Source organism: Clostridium sp. MCC328 (assembly GCF_018785465.1).
GTDB lineage: Bacteria > Bacillota > Clostridia > Lachnospirales > Lachnospiraceae > Pilosibacter > Pilosibacter fragilis.
The window spans coordinates 128,600-151,259 of the sequence record NZ_WQPW01000029.1 but is presented as its reverse complement, the minus strand read 5'-3'; the positions used below and the strand labels follow the sequence as shown (position 1 = coordinate 151,259).

Annotated in this window: 17 protein-coding genes and 1 riboswitch; of the genes, 3 read left to right on the top strand and 14 right to left on the bottom strand. The window is 46.5% G+C overall.

Annotated elements, in window-relative coordinates:
- Nucleotides 1-237: 237 nt before the first annotated feature.
- On the bottom strand, nt 238-1,200 hold the full coding sequence (locus GPK83_RS06175; protein ID WP_015552488.1) for a LysR family transcriptional regulator: 963 nt from the start codon (nt 1,198-1,200) through the stop codon (nt 238-240).
- 132 nt (nt 1,201-1,332) lie between these two features.
- Between GPK83_RS06175 and GPK83_RS16820 the strand changes: the two genes are divergently transcribed.
- A complete protein-coding gene (locus GPK83_RS16820; RefSeq protein WP_117470459.1) occupies nt 1,333-1,494 on the top strand; it encodes a helix-turn-helix domain-containing protein in 162 nt (53 codons plus the stop codon).
- Between the two features lie 59 nt (nt 1,495-1,553).
- Here the strand turns inward: GPK83_RS16820 and GPK83_RS06165 are convergent, their stop codons facing one another.
- From GPK83_RS06165 to GPK83_RS06120, 10 genes are all read right to left on the bottom strand, one after another.
- The gene (locus GPK83_RS06165) at nt 1,554-2,504 is read right to left on the bottom strand and encodes a carbohydrate kinase (protein WP_117470460.1); all 951 of its coding nucleotides are present in this window, start codon (nt 2,502-2,504) and stop codon (nt 1,554-1,556) included.
- Nucleotides 2,492-3,538: an aldose 1-epimerase family protein gene (locus GPK83_RS06160; RefSeq protein WP_015552484.1), complete on the bottom strand. Its 1,047-nt coding sequence runs from the start codon at nt 3,536-3,538 to the stop codon at nt 2,492-2,494. The genes GPK83_RS06165 and GPK83_RS06160 overlap by 13 nt, the downstream gene beginning before the upstream one ends.
- The gene (locus GPK83_RS06155; RefSeq protein ID WP_015552483.1) at nt 3,539-4,225 is read right to left on the bottom strand and encodes a D-lyxose/D-mannose family sugar isomerase; all 687 of its coding nucleotides are present in this window, start codon (nt 4,223-4,225) and stop codon (nt 3,539-3,541) included.
- Between the two features lie 245 nt (nt 4,226-4,470).
- Nucleotides 4,471-6,309 carry a substrate-binding domain-containing protein gene (locus GPK83_RS17315; protein ID WP_015552482.1) on the bottom strand — a complete coding sequence of 613 codons (1,839 nt, stop codon included), beginning with the start codon at nt 6,307-6,309 and terminating at the stop codon, nt 4,471-4,473.
- A 124-nt stretch (nt 6,310-6,433) separates the two neighbouring features.
- Nucleotides 6,434-7,450 carry an ABC transporter permease gene (locus GPK83_RS06145; RefSeq protein ID WP_015552481.1) on the bottom strand — a complete coding sequence of 339 codons (1,017 nt, stop codon included), beginning with the start codon at nt 7,448-7,450 and terminating at the stop codon, nt 6,434-6,436.
- Between the two features lie 14 nt (nt 7,451-7,464).
- Complete coding sequence (locus GPK83_RS06140; protein WP_015552480.1) at nt 7,465-8,973, bottom strand: sugar ABC transporter ATP-binding protein; 1,509 nt, start codon at nt 8,971-8,973, stop codon at nt 7,465-7,467.
- Between the two features lie 78 nt (nt 8,974-9,051).
- Nucleotides 9,052-9,918 carry an ROK family protein gene (locus GPK83_RS06135; protein ID WP_015552479.1) on the bottom strand — a complete coding sequence of 289 codons (867 nt, stop codon included), beginning with the start codon at nt 9,916-9,918 and terminating at the stop codon, nt 9,052-9,054.
- Nucleotides 9,919-10,089: 171 nt separating this feature from the next.
- Nucleotides 10,090-11,535 carry an ATP-binding cassette domain-containing protein gene (locus GPK83_RS06130; RefSeq protein ID WP_120040639.1) on the bottom strand — a complete coding sequence of 482 codons (1,446 nt, stop codon included), beginning with the start codon at nt 11,533-11,535 and terminating at the stop codon, nt 10,090-10,092.
- On the bottom strand, nt 11,532-12,608 hold the full coding sequence (locus tag GPK83_RS06125) for a histidine kinase (RefSeq protein WP_015552477.1): 1,077 nt from the start codon (nt 12,606-12,608) through the stop codon (nt 11,532-11,534). Before GPK83_RS06125 ends, GPK83_RS06130 begins: the two co-directional genes overlap by 4 nt.
- A complete protein-coding gene (locus GPK83_RS06120; protein WP_015552476.1) occupies nt 12,608-14,215 on the bottom strand; it encodes a response regulator in 1,608 nt (535 codons plus the stop codon). The genes GPK83_RS06125 and GPK83_RS06120 overlap by 1 nt, the downstream gene beginning before the upstream one ends.
- A gap of 160 nt (nt 14,216-14,375) precedes the next feature.
- Nucleotides 14,376-14,455, top strand: a riboswitch (ZMP/ZTP riboswitch).
- Nucleotides 14,456-14,706: 251 nt separating this feature from the next.
- Between GPK83_RS06120 and pflB the strand changes: the two genes are divergently transcribed.
- Nucleotides 14,707-17,010, top strand: a complete 2,304-nt coding sequence (pflB, locus tag GPK83_RS06115; RefSeq protein WP_215704282.1) for a formate C-acetyltransferase — start codon at nt 14,707-14,709, stop codon at nt 17,008-17,010.
- 172 nt (nt 17,011-17,182) lie between these two features.
- Nucleotides 17,183-18,025, top strand: a complete 843-nt coding sequence (locus tag GPK83_RS06110) for a radical SAM protein (protein ID WP_215704281.1) — start codon at nt 17,183-17,185, stop codon at nt 18,023-18,025.
- Nucleotides 18,026-18,163: 138 nt separating this feature from the next.
- Here GPK83_RS06110 and GPK83_RS06105 read toward each other — a convergent pair whose 3' ends face one another.
- Genes GPK83_RS06105 through GPK83_RS06090 form a run of 3 tightly spaced genes read right to left on the bottom strand, consistent with a single transcriptional unit; the run spans nt 18,164 to nt 22,555 of the window.
- Complete coding sequence (locus GPK83_RS06105) at nt 18,164-18,580, bottom strand: hypothetical protein (protein WP_215704280.1); 417 nt, start codon at nt 18,578-18,580, stop codon at nt 18,164-18,166.
- Complete coding sequence (locus GPK83_RS06100) at nt 18,580-19,455, bottom strand: DUF3990 domain-containing protein (protein ID WP_252196246.1); 876 nt, start codon at nt 19,453-19,455, stop codon at nt 18,580-18,582. Before GPK83_RS06100 ends, GPK83_RS06105 begins: the two co-directional genes overlap by 1 nt.
- 43 nt (nt 19,456-19,498) lie before the next feature.
- The gene (locus GPK83_RS06090) at nt 19,499-22,555 is read right to left on the bottom strand and encodes a metallophosphoesterase (RefSeq protein ID WP_215704279.1); all 3,057 of its coding nucleotides are present in this window, start codon (nt 22,553-22,555) and stop codon (nt 19,499-19,501) included.
- Nucleotides 22,556-22,660 lie beyond the last annotated feature (105 nt).

The following is a 22,660-nucleotide window of genomic DNA, read 5'->3' as shown; positions in this document are numbered from 1 at the left end:
ATGTTTAGGCTACATGGGTCAATTTTGGGATTCATGGTACAGTTACCAGTTCAGATACTGCTCCGTGAATAATTCAGGCTAAATTTCCCACAATCATTCAGTATCCTCATAGTTACGATTTTATGTCGGCCGACATCTTTCATCTGTCCTTATTGTAAAACATTCTCCCGATCTTTTCCAATGCCAAAACGAAAGAGGGGCATAGCTTTATGCTATGCCCCTTCAAAAAATCTATTCCTATTCCCTTTCCTTCATTTCCCATGTTCCAAAGCGCTGCATGATCTTCTTTTCACCTTCCCGGAGCGCACGTCTGATCAGAGCAATGCAGCATTTTTCCTCTTCCGAAAATATTTTGTTATGCAGATAAGCCACGCCGCAGGAGGAAGTCTCTTCGCCTTTGATCAGATAGACCTTTAAATTGGCTGACTGGTTCAGATAGGCCAGATGGCCGGTCGATACAATACAACATCCAAATCCATTCTCCGCTGCCTGCAAAGCAAGCGTACTGCTCGTCACGACCAGACGGGGAGCAATGCTGAGCTTTTGTTTCTCCAGGATCCGGTTGATCCCTTTTCTCACAAATGTTGTTTCATCCTGAAAAATATAATCCATCGGCGGGAGTTTTTTCATATCGATCACAGGGAACGATCCCTGTTCCCCATATTCCGCATACGTTTCGAGATCATATCGTTTCGGCACTACCAATACATAGAAATCACGGTACATCAGATCATAATCAACATTTTTTGAAAGGTCGGCCATTGGACCGATCACAAAGTCATATGCCCATTCCTTCAAGGCTTTCTCCATGTCTTTTGAGAAAATATTATATATTTCGACTCCACAGTCCGGGTATTTTTTCTCTACCTCCTTTACTACATCAAATGCGGCAAGAGAAGCAGCATTTAATGGCATTCCGATCCGGATCCGGCTCTTCTTTTCTCTTTTCAGTTCTTTCAGCTTGGAGTTCATCGTTTCTTTTAACAATTTTATTTCTTTTGCATATTCCAGATAAATTTTCCCAGCTGCTGTCAGCTCCGTTCCATTCAGCGTCCGAACAAACAGATTGACTCCCAGTTCATTTTCCAGGTTTGAAAGGTACCGGCTCAGCGATGGCTGGCTGATATACAGCATTTCCGCTGCCTGCGAAATACTTTTGCATTCTGCCACAGCGATCACATAATCAATACTTCTGTCCATATCCTTTCCCCTTTTCGCAATTTATAGCAAATAAATCCGTCTTTCCTCTTCTGCGTTTCTATTTCCATTCAGTATACCAGAAAAAAGGAATTTCTGCCAGAAGCCGGCACCCGCATTCCAATAAAAATGTAAGTGATTTCCTGCAGGATCATAAAAAGCCGGGAATTCCCGGAAGATCCCAGCCTCACCATCGCTGAGATCGCCCAGAATACCGGCTTTTCCTCACAGGGTTATTTTACAAACTGCTTTAAGCGAATCTTTGGATGCACGCCAAACAAATACCGGAAACAGTGAGTCAATGCCACTCCACATAACACCGGCCTCATCGCCTAAATACATCTTTCCATTTATCCCTATATTCTCTCCAGGACCACATCTTCCTCCGGAATACTCGGAATCCCGCCCGACTGTGTTGTCGAAAGACTCGCCGCCGTGCAGGCAAACTTGCCGATAAAGACAAGTTCTTCCACTCCCAGCTCTTCCGGCTTCTTCCCGGTCTTTAAGAGTCTTGAAACAGCACTCCCGCCGAAGATATCCCCGGCTCCTGTCGTATCGATCGGTTTTACCTCCGGGCACTTTGCGTATGCAGCGCCGTTTTGGTTCGCTAGGTACGCCCCCTTCGGTCCCATCGTGATCATCGCGAGGCGGATCCCGAACTCATCGAGGAGCTTCTTCGCCGCCTCTTTCTCATCCGTGATCCCCCAGAGGAACTCCACTTCCTCATCACTGATCTTCACCACATCGGCATGTGCAAGTCCCCATAAGATCTGCTCCTTTGCCGCATCCGTTGTCTCCCAGAGCGGAAGTCTTAAGTTTGGATCAAACGTGATGAATTTTCCCTGTCTCTTCGCATATTCCACACATTTTTTCGTCGCCGTGCGCACCGGATCATCCGTGAGGCTTAAGGTTCCGAAATGGAAGACCGATGCCTCATCGATCATCGCAAGGTCGATCTCCTCAAAGCTCAGTCTCGTATCCGCTCCCGGTTTTCTTGCGAAACTGAAGGAGCGGTCTCCTTCCGGCGAGAAGGTCACAAACGCCAGCGTCGTAAACACCGACGGATCAGTCACGATCCCCTTTGTCTCGATCCCGGCTTTCTCAAATGTCTTTAAGAGGAGCTTTCCGAACGCATCATCTCCGACTTTCCCGAGAAATGCCGTCTTCATTCCGTATTTATTTAACGCTGCAAGGAAATTTCCCGGCGCACCGCCCGGATTCGCCTTCATAGTCGGATATCCATCCGCATCCGTCTCCTTTGCCGCAAAATCGATCAGAAGCTCACCAAGAGCGATCACATCGTACATTCCAATACCTCCCTGCACTCATCTTCCAGCTGTTTTATCTCGTCTTTTCCGTCCAGGATCTGGAATCGGATCCGGTTCTCATGTTTCTCAAATGGCTTTAAACTCTGCGTCTTTCCGGCCCGCCCGTCAAATCCGCAGTTCGTCGGCTCCAGCGCCATCGCAAAATCTCCGGCCGCCGTGCTCTTCCACTGGGTCAGGTAGGGGATCACAGATTTTTCAAAACGAATGCAGAGCCCAATCTGCAGCTCGTCATTGACAAATGCCGCAAACGTATTTCCATTACGATCCGCTGCCAGCTCATGCTGGAATACCTGCTCCGGCGCATGCTCCACCGGCTCCTCCATGACGTTCCAGGCCGCCGCGCCTGCCTTTGCGTCCGCATCTCTCGGACCGCAGAAGATCGATGGCATCACGACCCGCAGCCCCGGCACCAGAAACGGGTATCCGGCATTGCAGTGATAGAGAAAACAGAGCGGCTGGTCCTCAAAGCCCTGATTTTCGATCTCGTCCGTGAATACGATCTCCCGGCTGCCGTAAGTCGTCTCAATCGTTCGTCTGAGTACCAGGTTTTCACCAAAGATCTGTGCCTCCCGCATCTCCCCGGACACCAAAATCTTATACTCCCCGTTCTCCCAGAACGCGTCCATGGAGATCTTTTCCGCCGGGGTTGTTCTCATCCGTCCGTGAACCGGATATTCCACACCGTCCACCACCCGGTTTCCGTGGACATTTCCAAGACCGCAGGTGAACATCGCGCCGCCCATAATGGAGCGCACCGCCTCGTCTCCCGCAGTATCATAGGGATTTCTCCCCTGAAGCCCCGGTTTTGTGAGGAGACTTAAGTTGATCCCCTTATACCGGATCCAGGCCGGGTCCAGGCATTTATCGAGCATCAGCGGAAGCTCCAGCGGTCCATTATGAATCATCGCACAGCGAAGTCCCGCTGCCCGCCCATCCTGAAATTCCATCTGACGGACTCCGGCGATCTGATCCATATGACCGCAGACCGCCATCAGCGTTTTCTGATCTGTCATCTATTTTGCCTCCGGATATTCGTTGCACAGCAGACGATACGGTGCTTCATCCTCCTCGATCTCCGGGAATCTTCCCATCTTCTCATAGAAACGGTTGTCCACGTTGTCATCGTTGCACTGGCTGACCTCACCTAAGAGAACCGGGCCGCTGCCCTCTTCCACCTCGAAATCATGGTACATGTACGGGTAGATGGAAATGCTCTCGCCGGGAGTCAGGCGCACCTGGGTGCCGGCCGGAACGACCATCTCTCTGCCGTCCACATGGACATGGACATCGTTCACTTTATCAAGGTCCTCATCCTTTGTGGAATTGTATACACGAATCAGCACATTTCCGCCGCCGCGGTTGATGATGTCCTCCATCTTTGACCAGTGGAAGTGCATCGGAGAATACTGTCCTTCTTTGATATACAGGAGTTTTTCCGCGTAGGATTTTGTATATTTGTCCTTCATTTTCAGGTTTCCGTTCCGGATCGTGATCAGGGAGAACCCGACTTTATCAAAATCACCGAGACCGTAGTCTGTGATATCCCAGCCTAACATATTGTCACGGATCTCATCGTAATCATGTCCTTTTTCCTTCCACTCTTCCGGTGTGAAATTACAGAACGGCGGGATCGCAAATTGGTATTCCCTGATCATCTGTTCCATCTCTTTTAAAGCCGCGTTGATCTCACTGCGTTTCATACAAATGTCCTCCTGTCCCTGATATGCAGGAACGCCGATCCTTGCGGTCCGGCGTTCCATTGCGTTACATGTTTCAGTAACTGTCTGTCGCGCGGAAGCTACCGTTATTTTAATTCATTTTCGTGCCGGTTTCCAGTTTATTTTTCCAGACCAGCACTCTTCCTGTCATTCAGTTTTTCCGAACTGGGTTCACCAACTCAGGGTTCTTCCTTTGATAGATGGATCTTCCTTTTTACAGTTCTTAATTAGTTCTTCTTCAGAACGGATACACCAGTATCGCTTACAGCGCCGCCGAGTTCTTCTCCCTCTAATGCTCTGACAGCTGCCTTAACGCCCTCTTTACCCATGACATCCGGGTTCTGAGCCATTGTGCAAAGGAGATATCCGTCGTTGATGAGGTTCATGATCGCATCAGATTTATCGAAGCCTACGCCTACGATGTCTGTCTTTCCGGATGCCTTGATGGCATTACCGGTACCGGTTGTGGATCCCTCGTTGCAGCCGAAGATACCGACAACACCCTGTGTGATATAGTTCTCAGCGATGGTCTGGGACTTCGCTGCGTCACCTTCGCCGTACTGGGTCTCCATAAGCTCGTAACCTTTTCCTTCGAATGCGGAACGGAAGCCGGCTTCTCTCTTAACTGTGGAATCTGTTGCTGCGTTTACGTTTACGATACCGATCTTACCGGATGTGATGCCTGCTGCCTCGAGAGCCTTGATCATCTCATCGCCTGCAGTCTTACCGGCTGCCTCGTTGTCTGTGGAGAAGGTTGCCTCTGCCTCCACGTTTGCCGGAGAGTCAACATACACGATCTTCACGCCTGTGGAAGCTGCTTCCTTTAATGCGGAAGAGATCGCATCCGGGCCGTTTGCTGCTACGATGATCGCCTCATAGCCGCCTGCGACTGCGTTGTTCACACACTCGATCTGCTGAGCGTCGTCCTTTGTGTTCGGGGACATGAAGCTCACTGTCACGCCAAGTGCCTTTGCCTCTGCCTGAGCGCCCTCATTTAAGGTTACCCAGTGCTGGTCGATGGAGTCCATGGTGATCAGCGCGATCTTCCAGTCTTTTGTTGCTGTCACATCGGTTGTTCCTGCTGCATCCTCAGTGTTGCCTGCCTTGATGACAGAAACGCCTGTATCCGTTACAAGACCGCCAAATGTCTCACCCTGAAGCGCACGGACAGCTGCCTCAACACCGTCTCTACCCATGAGATCCGGGTTCTGAGCCATTGTGCAGAGAAGATATCCGTCATTGATAAGGTTCATGATCGCGTCGGATTTATCGAAACCAACGCCGATGATACCTGTATTGCCGGATGCCTTGATTGCATTACCGGTACCGGTCGTGGACCCCTCGTTGCAGCCGAAGATGCCGACAACGCCCTGTGTGATGTAGTTCTCAGCGATGGTCTGGGACTTCGCTGCGTCACCTTCGCCGTACTGTGTCTCCATAAGTTCAAAATCGGTTCCTTCGAATGCTTTGCGGAATCCGGCTTCTCTCTTAACGGTGGAATCAGTTGCCGCATTTACGTTTACAATACCGATCTTACCGGATGTAACGCCTGCGTCCTTGAGTGCTTTTAACATCTCATTTCCTGCTGTTGTACCGGCAGCCTCGTTGTCTGTGGAGAAGGTTGCCTCTGCCTCCACGTTTGCCGGGGAATCAACGTATACGATCTTAATGCCCGCGTCCTTTGCTTCCTTCAGTGCGGAAGAGATCGCGTCCGGGCCGTTTGCCGCTACGATGATCGCCTGATAGCCGCCTGCGACTGCGTTATTTACGCACTCGATCTGCTGAGCGTCATCCTTTGTGTTCGGGGACATGAAGCTTACTGTCACGCCGAGCTCTTTCGCCTCTTCCTGAGCACCCTCGTTTAAGGTTACCCAGTGCTGGTCGATGGAGTCCATGGTGATCAGCGCGATCTTATAATCGCCGACTTCTTTGGACGGAGCACCTGTGGTGGACTCTGCCTCTGCAGACGCAGCTGCGGATTCTGCAGGTTTCTGGCTGGAACAGCCGGTGATGCTGGCTGCCGCAAGGGCTGCACAGCTTAACAGTGCCAATACTCTCTTTTTCATAAAAATCCTCCTTAATATTTCTTATATGTAACCCCCTAAAGTTGCCTGGGTTAAATATACTTGATAAAATGTTGTCAGACAGCCAGACGGACTGTGCGCCCGCACGCAAGTAGCAGCTGCGTTTTTACTTAGTGGCTTTCTTTCCAAAGTTTCCGGAACGGACAACTACGTCTAAGAGTACGGAGAATACAACGATGATACCGATGACCAGTCTCTGAATGCCGACCTGTGCACCGATCATGTTCAGTCCGTTCTCAAGTGTCTGCCATACAGCCGCGCCTGCGAATGTACCGAGCAGAAGTCCTGTTCCGCCGAGCGGGGAGATGCCGCCGATAACGCCGGCCGCAACACCGTACATCTCGTACATGTTTCCTGCTTCCATGTTGCCCATTCCTGCCTGTGCGCAGAGGATATAACCAACGACACACGCGCAGACAGCACTTACCAGATATGCCTTAATTGTTGTATTTACAACATTCACACCGGACAGTTTCGCAGCATCCACGTTGGAGCCGATGGCGTAAATATGTCTTCCTGTACGGGTCTTTGAGAGCAGGAAGAAGAAGATCAGAAAGATCACGAGAGCGATCCAGAAGGTGTTGTAAACACCAAGTGTCTTTCCATAATAGAAGAAGTTCTGGAACTTATCTCCTGCTTCCTTTCCGATACCGGTGGCGATGGCGTCCGTGTTTCGGTTATTGTTGACCATGTAGGCAACGCCTCGTGTCACGAACATGGTACCAAGGGTCGCAATAAACGGCGGAAGCTTAAACTTTCCGACTAACATACCGTTTACAACACCTGTGACCAGACAGCATATCATTGCAACTGCGATAGCCACGAACGGGTTCACGCCCATCGCCATCAGGGTTGCCGAGATCATGGCGCTCATTCCGACCATGGAGCCGATGGAAAGATCGATATTTCCGGTGATCAGAAGATAGCTCTGTCCGACGCCGATCAGAAGATATTTTGACATGGATCGTAAAAGGTTCATGACATTCTGTCCGGCAAATACTTTACGGTCGATAAGACCGAACGCTACATAAATAATGATCAGACCTGCGAAGGCGGTGATGACCGCTCCCATTCCGCGCGTTCCCAGGATCCGCTTTACTGCGCTCTGTTTCTTTTCATTCATCATCCTGTCCTCCCTCATCCAACGGCTTTCTTTTGCTCGAACTCAGTTGCGAACTTCAGTACCTCGTTCTGGGTCGTCTCTTTCGCTATGACCTCACCGGTGATCCTTCCGTCACACATGACGATGACACGGTCCGCGATTCCTAAGACCTCCGGCATCTCCGAGGAGACGAACATAACGGCGATTCCCTGTTTCTTCAACTGATTCATCAGGTTGTAGATCTCGACCTTCGCGCCTACGTCGATGCCTCGCGTCGGCTCGTCGAAGATCACGACTCTCGAGTTTCTCGCCAGCCATTTTCCGACAACGACCTTCTGCTGGTTTCCACCGGAGAGGTTGCCCGCATTGACTTCCACCGTCGGGGTCTTGATCAGAAGATCCTTCACTGCTTTCTCACAGAGGTCATCCTCCTGCTTTCTGCTGATAACACCAAGCTTGCTGCAGATCAGATCCAGATTCGGAAGCGCCAGATTGTGGCGGATGCTCAGTTTCGTGCAGAGGCCGTCTTTTTTGCGGTCCTCCGGTGCCAGAACGATTCCGGCTTTGATGGCGTCCATCGGACAACTGATCTTTACCTCTTTTCCATCCAGAAAGATCTCCCCGCTGGTCTTCGGGTCAACTCCGAAGATCGCTCTCGTTGTCTCGGTACGTCCCGCTCCCATCAGTCCCGCGAATCCGACGATCTCGCCCTCATAGAGGGAGAAATTGATGTCGCGGACGAGATGTCCGGCATTTAAGTTTTTCACCTCGAAGATCTTCTTTCCTTTCGGGCAGGAGACTCTCGGGAACTGTTCTTTGATCTCACGGCCGACCATGTTCGCGATGATCTGATCCATAGTCATATCCTTAAAGTTTCCGTCTGTGATATACTGGCCATCCCGCATGATCGTTACACGGTCAACGATGGCCTTGAGTTCCTCCAGACGATGGGAAATATAGACGATTCCGCATCCGTCCGCCTTTAACTGACGGATGATCCGGAACAGCTCTTCGATCTCCTTCGCTGTCAGGGATGAGGTCGGTTCGTCCATGATGAGGATCTTCGCGTGGATCGAAAGTGCTTTTGCGATCTCGACCATCTGCTGCTTGGATACCGGAAGATCGCCGACGGTCTGTCGCGGATCGATATCGATCTTTAAGTCCCCGAGGATCTTTGCCGCTTCCGCTTCCATCTCCCTGTCATTTAAGACGATCCCGTTTACCTTTTCTCTTCCAAGGAACATGTTTTCCGCAACCGATAAATGGCGGCACATGTTTAATTCCTGGTGAATGATCGCGACGCCGACGGCCTGTGCCTGTTTCGGAGTCAGATTCTCATATTCCGTTCCGAAGATCGTCATCGTCCCGCTGTCCTTCGTATAGACGCCGCTTAAGATCTTCATCAATGTGGATTTCCCCGCTCCGTTCTCTCCGAGAAGTGCCATGACCTCACCGGAACGGAGTTCAAAATTCACATGATCCAGGGCTTTTACGCCCGGGAATGTCTTGACGATGTCTTTCATTGAAACAATTACTTCGCCCATCTTCTCCCCCGCTTTCTGTCTACTCCCTTTGCAGCTGTTTTGCGCCTTCATCCGGCGTTTGCAGCCACATTTTCGATTTTATTTCGTATGCATCGCAACACTCAGCGCCGCAATATCTCCGATCTTCTCTCCCAGTCCTGCCGGAAGGATCCTGCAGGCCTTCACGTTTCCGGGCAGTGCCTCTTTTTCAATGACGGCTTCCATGCCCGCTTTCATGTACTCTCCGGCCCGCGCGTAGATGCTTCCGATGACGATCGCCTCCGGATTAAAGAGATCGATCAGGATCGCCAGAAGCTTTCCGAGATTTTCGCCGATCTCGTTCCAGAGTGCCAGCGCCTCAGGATCACCTTCCGCCGCCCGTTTTCCGAGTTCTTTTGCAGTTCCTTTTCCGTACTGGGCGATCCCGCCGCCGCTCACATATCCCTCAAAGGATCCGGCTTTTCCGTGACCGATATGTCCGGTCTCAAAGAGTCTTAAATGGCCTGTCTCGCCGGCCATTCCGGTACTTCCTTCATAGAGTCTCCCGTTTAAGATCAGTCCCGCGCCGATTCCCGTTCCGAAGGTGAGAAAGATCATGTTCTCCGTGCCTTTTCCGGCTCCGAACTTCCATTCCGCCACTGCGCAGGCATCCGCATCATTCTTTAGATATGCCGGAATCCCAAACGTTTCTGTGAGCATGTCCGTGATCGGTACTTCGTCCCAGCCCGGAAGGTTCGGCGGTCCTAAGATCACGCCCGTCTTACTGTTTAACGGTCCGCCGCAGCTGACACCAATGGAGGTTACATGCTCATTCATGAGCTCCGAAACGCCCTCAAAGATCTCTTTTAAGGTCTCGTCCTTCGTTTTCGTCGCGAATTTTTTCTTTTCGAGGATATTTCCTGCCGCGTCCCCACGGATCACCGATATCTTCGTTCCGCCGATATCAATCCCTATGTATTCGTTCATATGATCCTCCTGTTAGTTCCATCTTACATGAAAAATCTCCCCCCTAACAGAGGACAATCCTACGGTTATGGGGGACAATATTTTGATGTATACAACAGCCTGATCTTTCTTACGGTCAGCGCAGCGGGGTGCACAGACCTGCTATACAATGTTATTGCCAGAACGAGTGCTCTACCTCACAATACGTTTGAACTCGCTCCTGTCATACGATGCCGCAACTTTCCCCTGTTCCACCACAAGCAGACGGTCGGAAATGTCCATGGTATCTGAGACGCTGGAGGTGATCATAAGGATCGCCGTTCCCTGCTTCTGGATCTCCCGCAGGGCATTTAAGATCTTCATTCTGCAGAACATATCTCCTTTTGCCAGCGGCTGGATGCAGATCATGACCCGCGGTCTGAGAAGATTCATCTTATGGTAAAGCAGCGCGAACTGGTCTTCCTGCGGGATATCCCGGACACAGGGCGCATCGATCACCGGCCCCACAAGCGGCAGATACTCCGAGTGGATGCTCTTATAGATCTTCCCCGGGATCAGGCTCTTCTTCAGCTTCCGGTCAAGAAGGAATGTCAGATTCTCCATATAACTCATTTCCAGAAACAAAAGGCGGTTCACCCCGTCCGCCGGAATTACAGCGATCCCCTCATCCAGATAATTCCCTGCTTTTTTCTGCGTATAAGTCACATGATCCACCGTGATCCATCCGGACTTACACCGCATTTTCCCGGTCATAAGGTCCATCATGTCCCCGGCGATCTTATTTTCCTTATCAAGGAGCGTCACACACTCCCCACGGTGTAAAATAAACCTCAGCCCGTTCAGATTTCCGGCCCCCACCGTGTGAAAATGCAGGATTCCGTCATCGTTCTCCTGTTCATTTTCCGTCGACAGGATCTTCCATTCCGACGTATAGGGCGCCATGTTCTCGTCCGTCATCTCATCCCGCTCAAAGACCTTGTAGATATACCCGTCAGAAAAAAGGGCCGTCCTGTCCGCGATCTTAAAGAGCTCCTGATGGTGGTTTCCGATATAGAGAACGGATATCCCCTCTTTCCGGATCTTTTTTAACATCCGCTGAAACTTATAAAGCTCATATTCACTCAGGTAGTTTGACGGATTGTCCACGATGACCAGATGGCAGCCGGATAACAGTGCTTTGCCGAGCTCCACAAAGCACCGCTCCAGCTCCGAAAGGTTTTCCACCCGCTTATTGAGCTCGACCTCAAGTCCCTGTTCTCCCATAAACCGTACTGCCTGCTGAAAGATCACCTGTTCGTTGATAAAGTACTTTTTAAAACCTTCCCGCAGGATAAAAAGGTTGTCCACAACGCTTAAGCCCTGCACAAGATGGCTCTTCTGTTCGATGAGCGCCACCTTATTGGACTCCCCGCTGCTGTAAGAGTAGCTGTTTACGATCTTCCCGTCATACCAGACAGACCCCAGCGTGATCGGATCGTTCCGGCAGATCAGATCCACCATCTCCTTCTGGCCTTTCCGGTTCCGCGCCACGAGACCAAAGATCTCACCGGCAAACATCTGGAACTCGAGATTATCTAAAAGCTGCTCCCCGTCCCGTTCCAGACTCACATGGGAAATTCTGAGAAGTTCCTTTCTCACCGCCATCCCCCCTGCCTGTTTTCTTCCCGCACAAGAGGGAGCTCTACCACAACATCGGTTCCGACTTCCTCTTTGCTGTAAACATGGATGCCATATTCCTCGCCAAAAAGCAGTTTGATCCGCCGGTTGACGTTCACGACGGCGATTCCGCCTCTGGTCTGCTTTTTCTCCCCGTCTTTTTCCGGGTCGTCCGTCTCGTCGCCCAGGCGGCGCAGTTTTTCATTCAGTTCCTTTAACTTCGCGTCCGTCATTCCCTGTCCGTCATCGGAGATTCTGATATAAAGCCGTTCCTCGCTGGCACTAATACGGATCACGAGGTGGCCTTTTCCGATCTTCCTCTCGATTCCGTGGTAAATAGAGTTCTCAACGATGGGCTGCAGTGTCAGTTTTGGGAGCTTGCACTGTAAAAAGTCCATTTCACTGAAATCATCGTCCCCGTCCCGCTCGTAGCGGATACTGAGATCCAGTTTTGAACCGAAACGGAACTGCTGGATATAATAGTAATTTTCGATATTAGCCAGTTCGTCCTCCAGCGTCACAAGATTTTCCAGATCTGAGATCGTGTACCGGAAAAAGGTCGCCAACGCCTCCGTCATCTCCGCGATACTGTCAAGCCCCGCAATCAGCGCCTCGCTTCGGATTCCCTCCAGTGTATTGTAGAGGAAATGTGGGTTGATCTGGTTCTGAAGTGCCAGATACTCCGCCTGTTTTTTCGAGATCGCGATCAGGTTGCTGCGGTCGATGATCTCGTTTAAGCGCAGGACTGCCTGCTCGCTCTCCGGTGAGAACGGGTAGCGGACCTTGAACAGGTCTTCCATGACGTATCCCATGACAAACTGCTCGTATATCTTCCTCGTCTCCCTGTACGGCACAAGAACCAGCCGATGGACCGCTGCCGCCAGCATGAGAAAGAGTGCGGTAAAAAGCGTCGGTGCTGCAAGGGACCGCATCTCCCGGATGTGCACCAGCCACATTTCCGCTAAGACCACTCCGATCAGCCCGGCCGCGAGAAGTGCGCACCATTTGATCCGGACTGACAGATAGTTTTTTTTATCGGTATGTTTCTTTTCCATCAAGAGTACAGCTTTCTGTATTCCTTGGGCTTTAGACCCGCATATTTCGTAAACGATTTTGTGAAATACCGGACATCGCTGTAGCCGACCTTCCCGCAGATATCAGCCACCGTGTCGTTCGTCTCCTTTAAAAGCTTCTTCGCCATATCCATCCGGACCTTAGAAAGGTATTCCAGAAATGTTATTCCCGTGTCTTTCTTGAATAACGTGCTAAGATAAGTAGGTGAGAGATCCGCGATCTGGCTTACCTCCTCCAGCGTCAGTGGTTCCCCGAAATGCTCTTCCACATACTTTTTCACAAGACGGATCGGACGGTTCTCATCCTGGCGTTTTAATCTGGATGCCTTCTCATAAGAACTCGTGAGCCGTCTCGTCAGGTAATCGAAGAGCTCAGTGGCATCAGCACAGTTGTCGGCGCTGATGCTGAAATTTTCCATGAAATTTTCCTCCACCGGCAGGCGATATTTTTTCATAAAGAAGAGATACTGGTTGCAGATCTCCTTTGTCATCTGCAGGATCTCATGACCGCTGATCTCCTTTGATGCCAGCATCTTTGTCTTTAAATAGATCAGTTCTTCCCGCAGGGCAAAAGGATCCAGACTCTCGAGCGTATGGGAGATCCGGTCGTTGAATTTCGCAAAGCTCTCACTGTCCGCGAAGGACTCTCCGCTGTCAATACTCCCTTCCATCAGCTTTCCGGTCCCGCCAAGCAAACGTTCCTCAATCAGGAGTCTGGCATTTTTTAAGGAAATCCCGATCTCTGAAAGGCGCCTCACACCTTCTCCCAGTGCCATCGTCACAGCCAGATTTTTTAAGATATCTCCCTGGACTCTGATCTCAGAAAGCAGGGCTTTCATCTGTCTGCGGATCTGCATTCTGTCATCCGGATCATAATTCAGCAGGAAAAAATGGAACCCGTTTAACTCCGTCAATTCTGTTTCCATTACATACCCGTTTAAAAGCTTCCCTGCCGCAGCCTGCACTTTCTCCGCCATAAACCGGACATTCTTTTCCTCATCGCACACGCGTCCGTCAAGCTTTAAGATCGCAATACTGAATTCCCCCGGCTCAAAGTGATAGTGGAATTCCCGGTTGATACGATCCAACGGCTGCGTCAGGACTTCTTTATTTCTTCTCCCCACAAGATCCTGCAAAAATGCCTGTCTGAGATTCTTCTCATCGCTCCGGATCGCCCGCTGTCTCTTTTCCTCCAGGCTTAACTGCTCTGTCTGCTCCTTAAAGTGAGCGCTGAGCCGTTTTAAGGTCTCCGTCAGCTCATCCTTCCGGATCGGTTTTAAAAGATACGCGTTTACCCCGTAGCGGATCGCCATCTGCGCGTATTCAAAATGGCGGTAACCGCTGATGATCACAAACTCAGCCTTCGGTGCTTCCTCTTTTCCCAACCGGATCAGGTCCAGACCGTCATATCCCGGCATCCGGATATCCGTGATCACGATATCCGGGTAAAATTCTTTTATTTTTTCCAACGCCTCGATCCCGTTCTCGGCAACTGCGACAACCTCCATCCCAAGCACGTCCCAGTCCACAAGCTTCTCGATCAGCTGGCACACCTTGCTCTCGTCGTCGGCGATCAGTACTCTCAGCATCCGCAATTCCCCCCCCTGTTTCCCCCGAAAGTAGTATGGTTTCATTGTACTCCGCATGGGACATTTCCGTCAACCAATATGAATTGCTGCCCTTTGCGTTTTTGGTCCGACCTTTTATTTCCACTTGACTTCCCCCACAACATCTGGTATATATAGCTTATACCGATCATATGACTGACGGATAAGTGGATAAACCACGTGAAGTATGATCGAAGAAAGCCGACCGTCTGGGCAATCATAGCGCAGACCGTGGGCTGTTTTTTTGCCCTTTTGTCTGATGGCGCATTCTGCGCCGCGCTGTGATTCTGTAACAGCTGAGATCTCCCTGAAGAGAAAATTTCCCATATGGCAGATTTTGATAATGATTCTCATTTAATATATTGTCTTTTCCTGTCAAGGTCTGTTATAATGGCGAAGCATTTCTTCACAACCGAAGATTTCAGAATGATCCCTTTTTAAACAAATGGTAATGCAAACAAGGAGGAACCACCATGTCTGAACAGAATACCCGAAACGGAAACGCTGATGTTTTCAAAAAAGCCTGGAGAGGATTTCAGGGCGCAAAATGGACCGACGAGGTCAATGTCCGCGAATTCATCCAGAATAACTATACCCAGTACGACGGAACCGAGGATTTCCTCGCAGCTCCGACCGAAGCTACCGATAAACTCTGGGGACGTCTTCAGGAGCTCCAGAAAGAGGAGCGCAAAAAAGGCGGCGTCTTAGAGTGCGAGACTGAGATCGTATCCAGCCTGACTTCCTACGGCCCGGGCTATATCGACGAGGGCTTAAAAGACCTCGAGACCATCGTCGGACTCCAGACAGACAAACCGTTAAAACGTGCATTCATGCCTTTCGGCGGAATCAAGATGGCTGAGGAAGCTGCCGAAACTTACGGATATAAGGTAAATGAGAAGTTCCACAAGATCTTCACTGAATACCACAAAACTCACAACCAGGCTGTTTTTGATGCCTACACACCAGAGATGAAGGCTGCCCGCCACTGCCACATCGTAACCGGTCTTCCGGACACCTACGGACGCGGACGTATCGTCGGCGACTACCGCCGTGTGGCCCTTTACGGTATCGATTTCCTGATCGAGGAGAAAAAGAAAGACCTGGATCTCTGCGGAAATGGCGCAATGTACGATGAGATCATCCGCCAGAGAGAGGAGATCGCAGAACAGATCCGTGCCTTAAAGGGCATGAAGGAAATGGCAAAGATCTACGGATATGACATTTCCGGCCCGGCAACAAACGCAAAAGAAGCGATCCAGTGGCTTTATTTCGGCTATCTTGCCGCTGTTAAGACCCAGAATGGCGCAGCTATGAGCGTCGGACGTATCTCCACCTTTATCGATATCTATGTAAACCGTGACCTCGAGGAAGGTACACTTACCGAGTCCCAGGCACAGGAACTGATCGACCATATGACCATGAAGTTCCGTATGGTGAAGTTCGCAAGAATCCCGTCCTACAACCAGCTCTTCTCCGGCGATCCGGTTTGGGCGACACTGGAGGTTGCAGGTCTCGGACAGGATGGACGTCACATGGTAACAAAGACAGACTTCCGTTTCCTCCATACTTTAGAGAACATGGGTCCGTCCCCGGAGCCGAACCTGACTGTACTTTACTCCTCCCGTCTCCCGGAGAATTTCAAAAAGTACGCGGCAAAGATCTCCGTTGACACATCCTCGATCCAGTATGAGAATGATGATGTGATGCGTCCGGTATGGGGCGATGACTACAGCATCTGCTGCTGCGTATCCGCTACCCAGACAGGTAAGGAGATGCAGTTCTTCGGAGCACGCGCAAACCTTGCGAAGTGCCTGCTCTACGCGATCAACGGCGGTAAAGACGAGAAGTACAAGACAAAGGACGGAAAGCCGATGCAGGCTGGTCCGGAGTACGCACCGATCACCTCCGAGTATCTTGATTATGACGAGGTGATGCATAAGTATGACCTGATGATGGACTGGCTGGCAGGAATCTATGTAAACATCCTGAACCTGATCCAGTATATGCACGATAAATATTACTATGAGGCAGCCGAGATGGCTCTCATCGATACCGATGTACGGCGTACCTTCGCAACCGGTATCGCAGGCTTCTCCCACGTGGTAGACTCCCTCTCTGCGATCAAGTACGCAAAGGTAAAGGTTGTCCGCGACGAGAACGGTATGGCGACAAGCTTCGTAACAGAGGGTGATTTCCCGCGTTACGGAAACGATGATGACCGTGCGGATGATATCGCGGTTTGGCTGTTAAAGACATTCTTAAAGAAGGTTAAGAAGTACCACACCTACAGAAATTCCGAGCCGACTACTTCGATCCTTACGATCACATCCAATGTGGTTTATGGTAAGGCAACAGGCGCTCTCCCGGACGGCCGCGCGGCATTTACTCCATTTGCTCCGGGCGCTACTCCGTCCTACGGCGCTGAGCAGAACGGTCTTCTCGCTTCCTTAAACTCCGTTGCAAAGCTTCCGTATGAGTACGCTCTCGACGGAATCTCCAACACTGAGACCATCGCTCCATGCGCACTCGGACATTCTGAGGATGAGAGAAAGAACAACCTTGTCCATGTTCTCGACGGATATTTTGACCAGGGCGCGCATCACCTCAACGTGAATGTATTCGGTCTTGATAAGCTGAAGGACGCGATGGAACATCCGGAGAAGCCGGAGTACGCAAACTTCACGATCCGCGTTTCCGGTTATGCTGTTAAATTTATTGATCTGACAAGAGAGCAGCAGCTTGACGTCATCGCAAGAACCTGCCACGAGGCAATGTAAATTTATCCATTTAAAATCAGCCGGGAATGTTGTTTATTCCCGGCTGAGTCTAAATTATGAAGTTTTTTTCTGTCTTGGCATTGAGGTTTTAGTGTTTGCGCTTTTGCACCGCACTGCTCATTTTACCTTTATTTTTATCCCCGGCAGATTCCGGGAGAAGGGAAACTTTTATATGGAAACAACAGGCTACATTCACTCCATCGACAGTTTTGGTTCCGTAGACGGACCCGGCGTCCGCTTTGTGACATTCCTTCAGGGCTGCCATATGCGGTGCCGGTATTGTCATAATCCGGATACATGGAAATTAGCGAACGCTGATGCCGTTTCTGAGCAACCGATCTCCGAAAACGCAGCTCAAGCTCATGCGAACACTGTCCAAAATACAGCTTCTGACAGCGCAGCGCCTTCTTCCGTCTGTAATTATAAAGAAATGACCCCCTCTGCCCTGATCAGACAGGCGCTCCGCTACAAACGCTACTGGGGCAAAGAGGGCGGCATCACGGTCAGTGGAGGCGAACCGCTCCTACAGATCGATTTCATGAATGAGCTTTTCCGCCTTGCAAAAGAAAACGGCGTCGGCACAGTGCTTGACACCGCGGGACAGCCGTTTACAAGAGAAAATCCATTTTTCTCAAAGCTCACCGATCTCATGGAAAATACCGATCTTGTCATGCTGGATTTAAAGCACATCGATCCGGAAAAGCACCGCGCTCTTACCGGACATTCCAACGAAAATATCCTGGCTTTCGCCAGATACCTGAATGAGATCGGCAAACCCATGTGGATCCGCCACGTCCTCGTCCCCGGCGTGACCGATGACAATGAGAATCTTCACGGCATCCGTGCGTTTTTAGATACGCTGTCCAATGTAAAAAAAGTGGAAGTTCTTCCGTACCATACACTCGGCATCTACAAATGGGAGTCCCTTGGAATCCCGTATACCTTAAAAGATGTGGATCCGCCGACAGCGGAATCTGTGAAGCGGGCTGAGGAGATACTTGGGTGCCAGAAATAGATTTTGCCAGCCCAGCACCACCGATACCTGTCAACGTCAGGTTCTCATACAAACACAATCTTTGACTATTGCTCACATAAGTAAAACACGTACTGCCCGAAGTTGATTCTACCTTACTTCAATCAGTACGTGTTTCTTTTATCTTTTCTGATTATAAATTTCTTTTAAATCCTCAATCGCAAGAACCGGATCCATCGTATGAAACATCATATAATTTCGTTTCATAACTTCGACTGCTGCTTGTTTATATATCTTTTTGCTGTCCTCACCGCTGTAATAATGCCAATAACGATAAATATAACCGATCCAATACAGGACATCTTTTGAAAATACTTCTCCGCCAATCAATCTTTCTGTCTTGGCATTTCCGATAACCTCATCTAAAAGATATTCTTCTCCTGCCCATTGCATACGATTATACTCGGAATCCAATGCTTTTGCCGTCTCAGAATTCATAAACAGTTTAATAAACTCCATGCTGCCGTAATTATGATCCGCCGACAGTTCAAAAAGTCTTCCCTGTATATCACAAAGTTTCAAAGCTATCTCATTCATTATCTTCCTCCGGTTTTTGCATTATCCAGAATCTCATCAAAAAATAAACCTTCACGGCGGTAGTTCTTGCAGATATCGTTCGCAAGAGAAACTCCCCTTGCACGATTTTCCTCAGCAACTTCCTTAATAAATGCCCTCTCTAAATATGAAAGTTCAATTTCCGCTTCGATATGAATTGCATCACATCCTCGCTGCGAGACAGCAACATACTGACTTCCTAATTGCAATGCAGAAAGGCTGTGCACCAATGCTGCATCTGTGATATTTCCAATAAAGAAATTATCAATCACATAAAACATTCTGTCATTCGCAATGCTTCCAATAAGCAGATCTTTTCCTGCTGCCATATTTCGATACTTGTTATAAAATTCAGTACCCTTTATACTCTCCATTCTTCCCCTGTTATATGCTACAAGCATTGCCCACTCAATATCTGCTGGTATCGTTAACATTTCAAGTTTATTCGTATCGATAGAGACAATATAAAATTTTGATTTTTCATAGTCACAAATCAACGTCAGTGCCTGACTTGGATCCGTTCCCATATAAAAACCTCTGCCAAAATCGCATTGCTTCCGGCTTTTCGGTTCGATCATTCTCTCTATACCGGATTTCGATCCATGATAAAGTAGCACCATTCCTTTAACAACTTCTATTTTTTTTGCCGCTTCCGTAATTTTCTCCAACGTCATATCATAAACTGGAACTGCCTGTGCCTTACACAACTCATACAATCTCATCTGCGCCAGTTTATTAGGAACAGCCCGGTCATTTTCCCAACGGTTCACTGTTGCAAAAGACACATTCATATGTTCTGCGAACTCGGTTTGACTCATGTTCAAATAAAGCCTAATTTTTTTTATCAAATTTTTCATGCTATTTCTCCAAAATATAACATTATTTATATAATTAAATATATCAAATATTATATTCTATGTCAATGTATCTACCGGAATCCACTTCATACCATGCAGTCAATATGTTGTCGTTTATTCTTTGCATCTTTTTTACTTCTCTCGAAACACGATAAATATCCGTTTCTAAATATTTTAGGGGTAATTCTGATACCTCATTATGTTTTATATCTGGAACTAATAAATTGTTTTTATCTTCTTCTATAATTTTTACATAATTACTATACAATACAGGACACTCAGCCTTTAACAAAGCCACTACATTAGGATACACTATTTTATTAACCATATCAGATGCCCGATATCCTGTAATTTTCATATCATTTGGATTGATATACACATGATTAAAAAAATCAATATCTATAATGCATCCATGAATATTTCCACTACCACCAATTTTTTTAATTTTCTCTGCGATTTTTTCTTGATAACGTGTATATTTATCTAAAGGTTCCTTGATGATTTTAATCACTCGATCCATGTTACTAAAGAAATATTGTATATCATTTATCCGTAATTTCTTTAATGCTCCACCATTCAAAATACATAATTGATTCTTCTTTGATTTATGAATAAAGCAATAATAATTATTTTTCTTCAGCATATAAAGTACATAAATATCCCTTGTAAAGGTCATTTGAATATTCTTTCCATGCATAAAATCTTGATATTCTTGACTTGTAATTTTATAAATCCCATCTTTATAACTCGAAAAGCAATCATAGTCATTATCTATCAAGAAATTCTTTAAATGTACATCCTGATTATTATATCCAATTTGATTATCCGCATATATTCTTTGTTCTCCGTCATCAAAAAATATATTTTTGTGCGTATGACCACTTACGTATACAAACTTGCCATGGTAATCACTATTCATTGACCAGTCCTCTTTAGGCATATGAGTCAATATGATAGTATTCTTATCATTAAGAATATTGATCAACTTATTATATAAACTTTCAAATTTTTTACTTTCCTTAATTTCTACAGTTCTATCAATCGTGTTTCTATATAATCCGATATTGGCATTAAACTTCTCATTATATCCAGAGAATCCAATTCCACCAAATATAACTAATCTTGCCCATCGAAGCATTTCTGAAATATCAGTATTCCTCATTTGGCATAGCTCATTATAGGATATAATTTTCGCATCAGCATGCTCATTTCTATAAAATAATTCATTATGTAATAAATACATATTATTTTCTTTTAATAGTTTTCTATATTTTTCTACAATTTTGTCCAATGTGAAATTTGGGAATTCCCACAGTTCATGATTACCAAGAATAAATATGAACTGTTTCCCCATGTGTTTATCAACTATATTTTTTCTTAACATCCTTACAAATAATTCGAATACAGAAAATTCTGCGGAGACGTCTCCTCCAATAAGTGTTAGTTCACTACTTTCACACAATATTCTATCAATAATTTTTTGCACTAAATAAATAACGTCTTCCTTTGATCTGCACTTCGCATCCATAATTTTATGCATCAAATGTAAATCCGAAATATAACTAATTCTTCTGCTTTTACCTAAATAGAAATTCTCAGTTCCTATAAACTCATCTCTCGATGTCTGTAGTATTAACGCTGTATCCTTTTCATTTTTCACAACCTCAGAGAAATCTCTAATAACATTCTTATTATATTTAAATTCATCATATGGAATTTTAAATTTATCACAAAGTTCACTAGTCATCTGGGCATCATGTAAATTTAAATTCGATATATCATTCAAGTATTTTAATCCAATACATAAAATAAGATTGGCATTTGATAAATTTCCTTTGAGAAAATATACAAAATCAAAGAAATATTTAAATTTATGGGTTCTTTCTTTAACCACTTGTTTGGCAGTATTATACCAAGTTTGTTCAATCCAGAAATATCCATCTTTATATATCTTATTTATTTTGTAACTTACATTTTTGTTTTTCATCGGTAGTTTTGTTGTTATATCTATTTTATATTTATCAAATTCTTCATTCAACTCAAATGCATTTGATAAATCACAATTTCTCAAATCTCCATTTCTATAGTTAATAAAATCATTAAATTTTTCAAAAGCGCGGCATATATAAATCGGATATTCCTTTTCTAAACGTTGTCCACTATTACTATTTGTATATCTACTAATACATGTTATTTCATAATAATAGTGTGTAAAATTGTCAAAAATGCATTTAACATCTTTTTCAATGTTATTATCATTGATATCTTTTACAAATTCTTTTAATTGCTTTTTATGTTTTGCATTAGTGACTTCCGTACCCTGAGAATAATTATATTCTGCAATCACATCCTTAGGGTCAAAAATAAAGCATAATCCTTGAACTGTATTAAAATCAATATAACAGTCATCCGATAAATACTTCATAAGTATTCTCATTTTTGACTTACTATATTGGTTGCAATAAGCATATTGATAAAAGAAAAAGTAAATCAACAGGTTCTGAGACAATGCTGTTTTTTCATATTCTTTACATACAACTTTCAACTCATCGTAATTAGTGCAATCATTGAAGGTATTTATCCATTGTTTAACTTCTCTTTTATTTTTTTCACATCTGTTATATTCATCAATATCTCTTTGTAATACAAGCTCCGCATAATCATCAATCGTTTCAGTTTGAAAGCATATCTTACTTTTTAGTTTTTCTATATTTAAGTGATATTTCTTCAAAATATCTTTCGGAAATTTATATTGATAGTAACAAGCGTTATCGTACACATCACCATCTAAAAAGTTATAAAATTCTTCAAATGAACCAAACAATTTTTCATCTTGATGAAGTTCATCTCCATTGTCGCCTGTATTTTCCCATTCTTCGACAAAGAACACTTGTCTGATAACATCAAATCCGCGTCTACCAGATCTTCTTAAATTGAGTTTTCTTTCTTCTCTAATAATATCCATATTCTGTTGATATTCAAATGGAATTTCATTTATTGATAATTCACTATATTTCAATTTTCCTATGATGCTTTCAATTTCTTTTCTCTTATCACATTTTTCATTTAATAATATATCTGAACTTGATTGCTTTTTCAAATTGAAACACCTCTTTTAGATCATACTCGTCAAATTGTTCGCTTACATTTATATTATACACTAACCTGTCCCGTAACATAAAGAGGATTTATCCATAAAAATAGC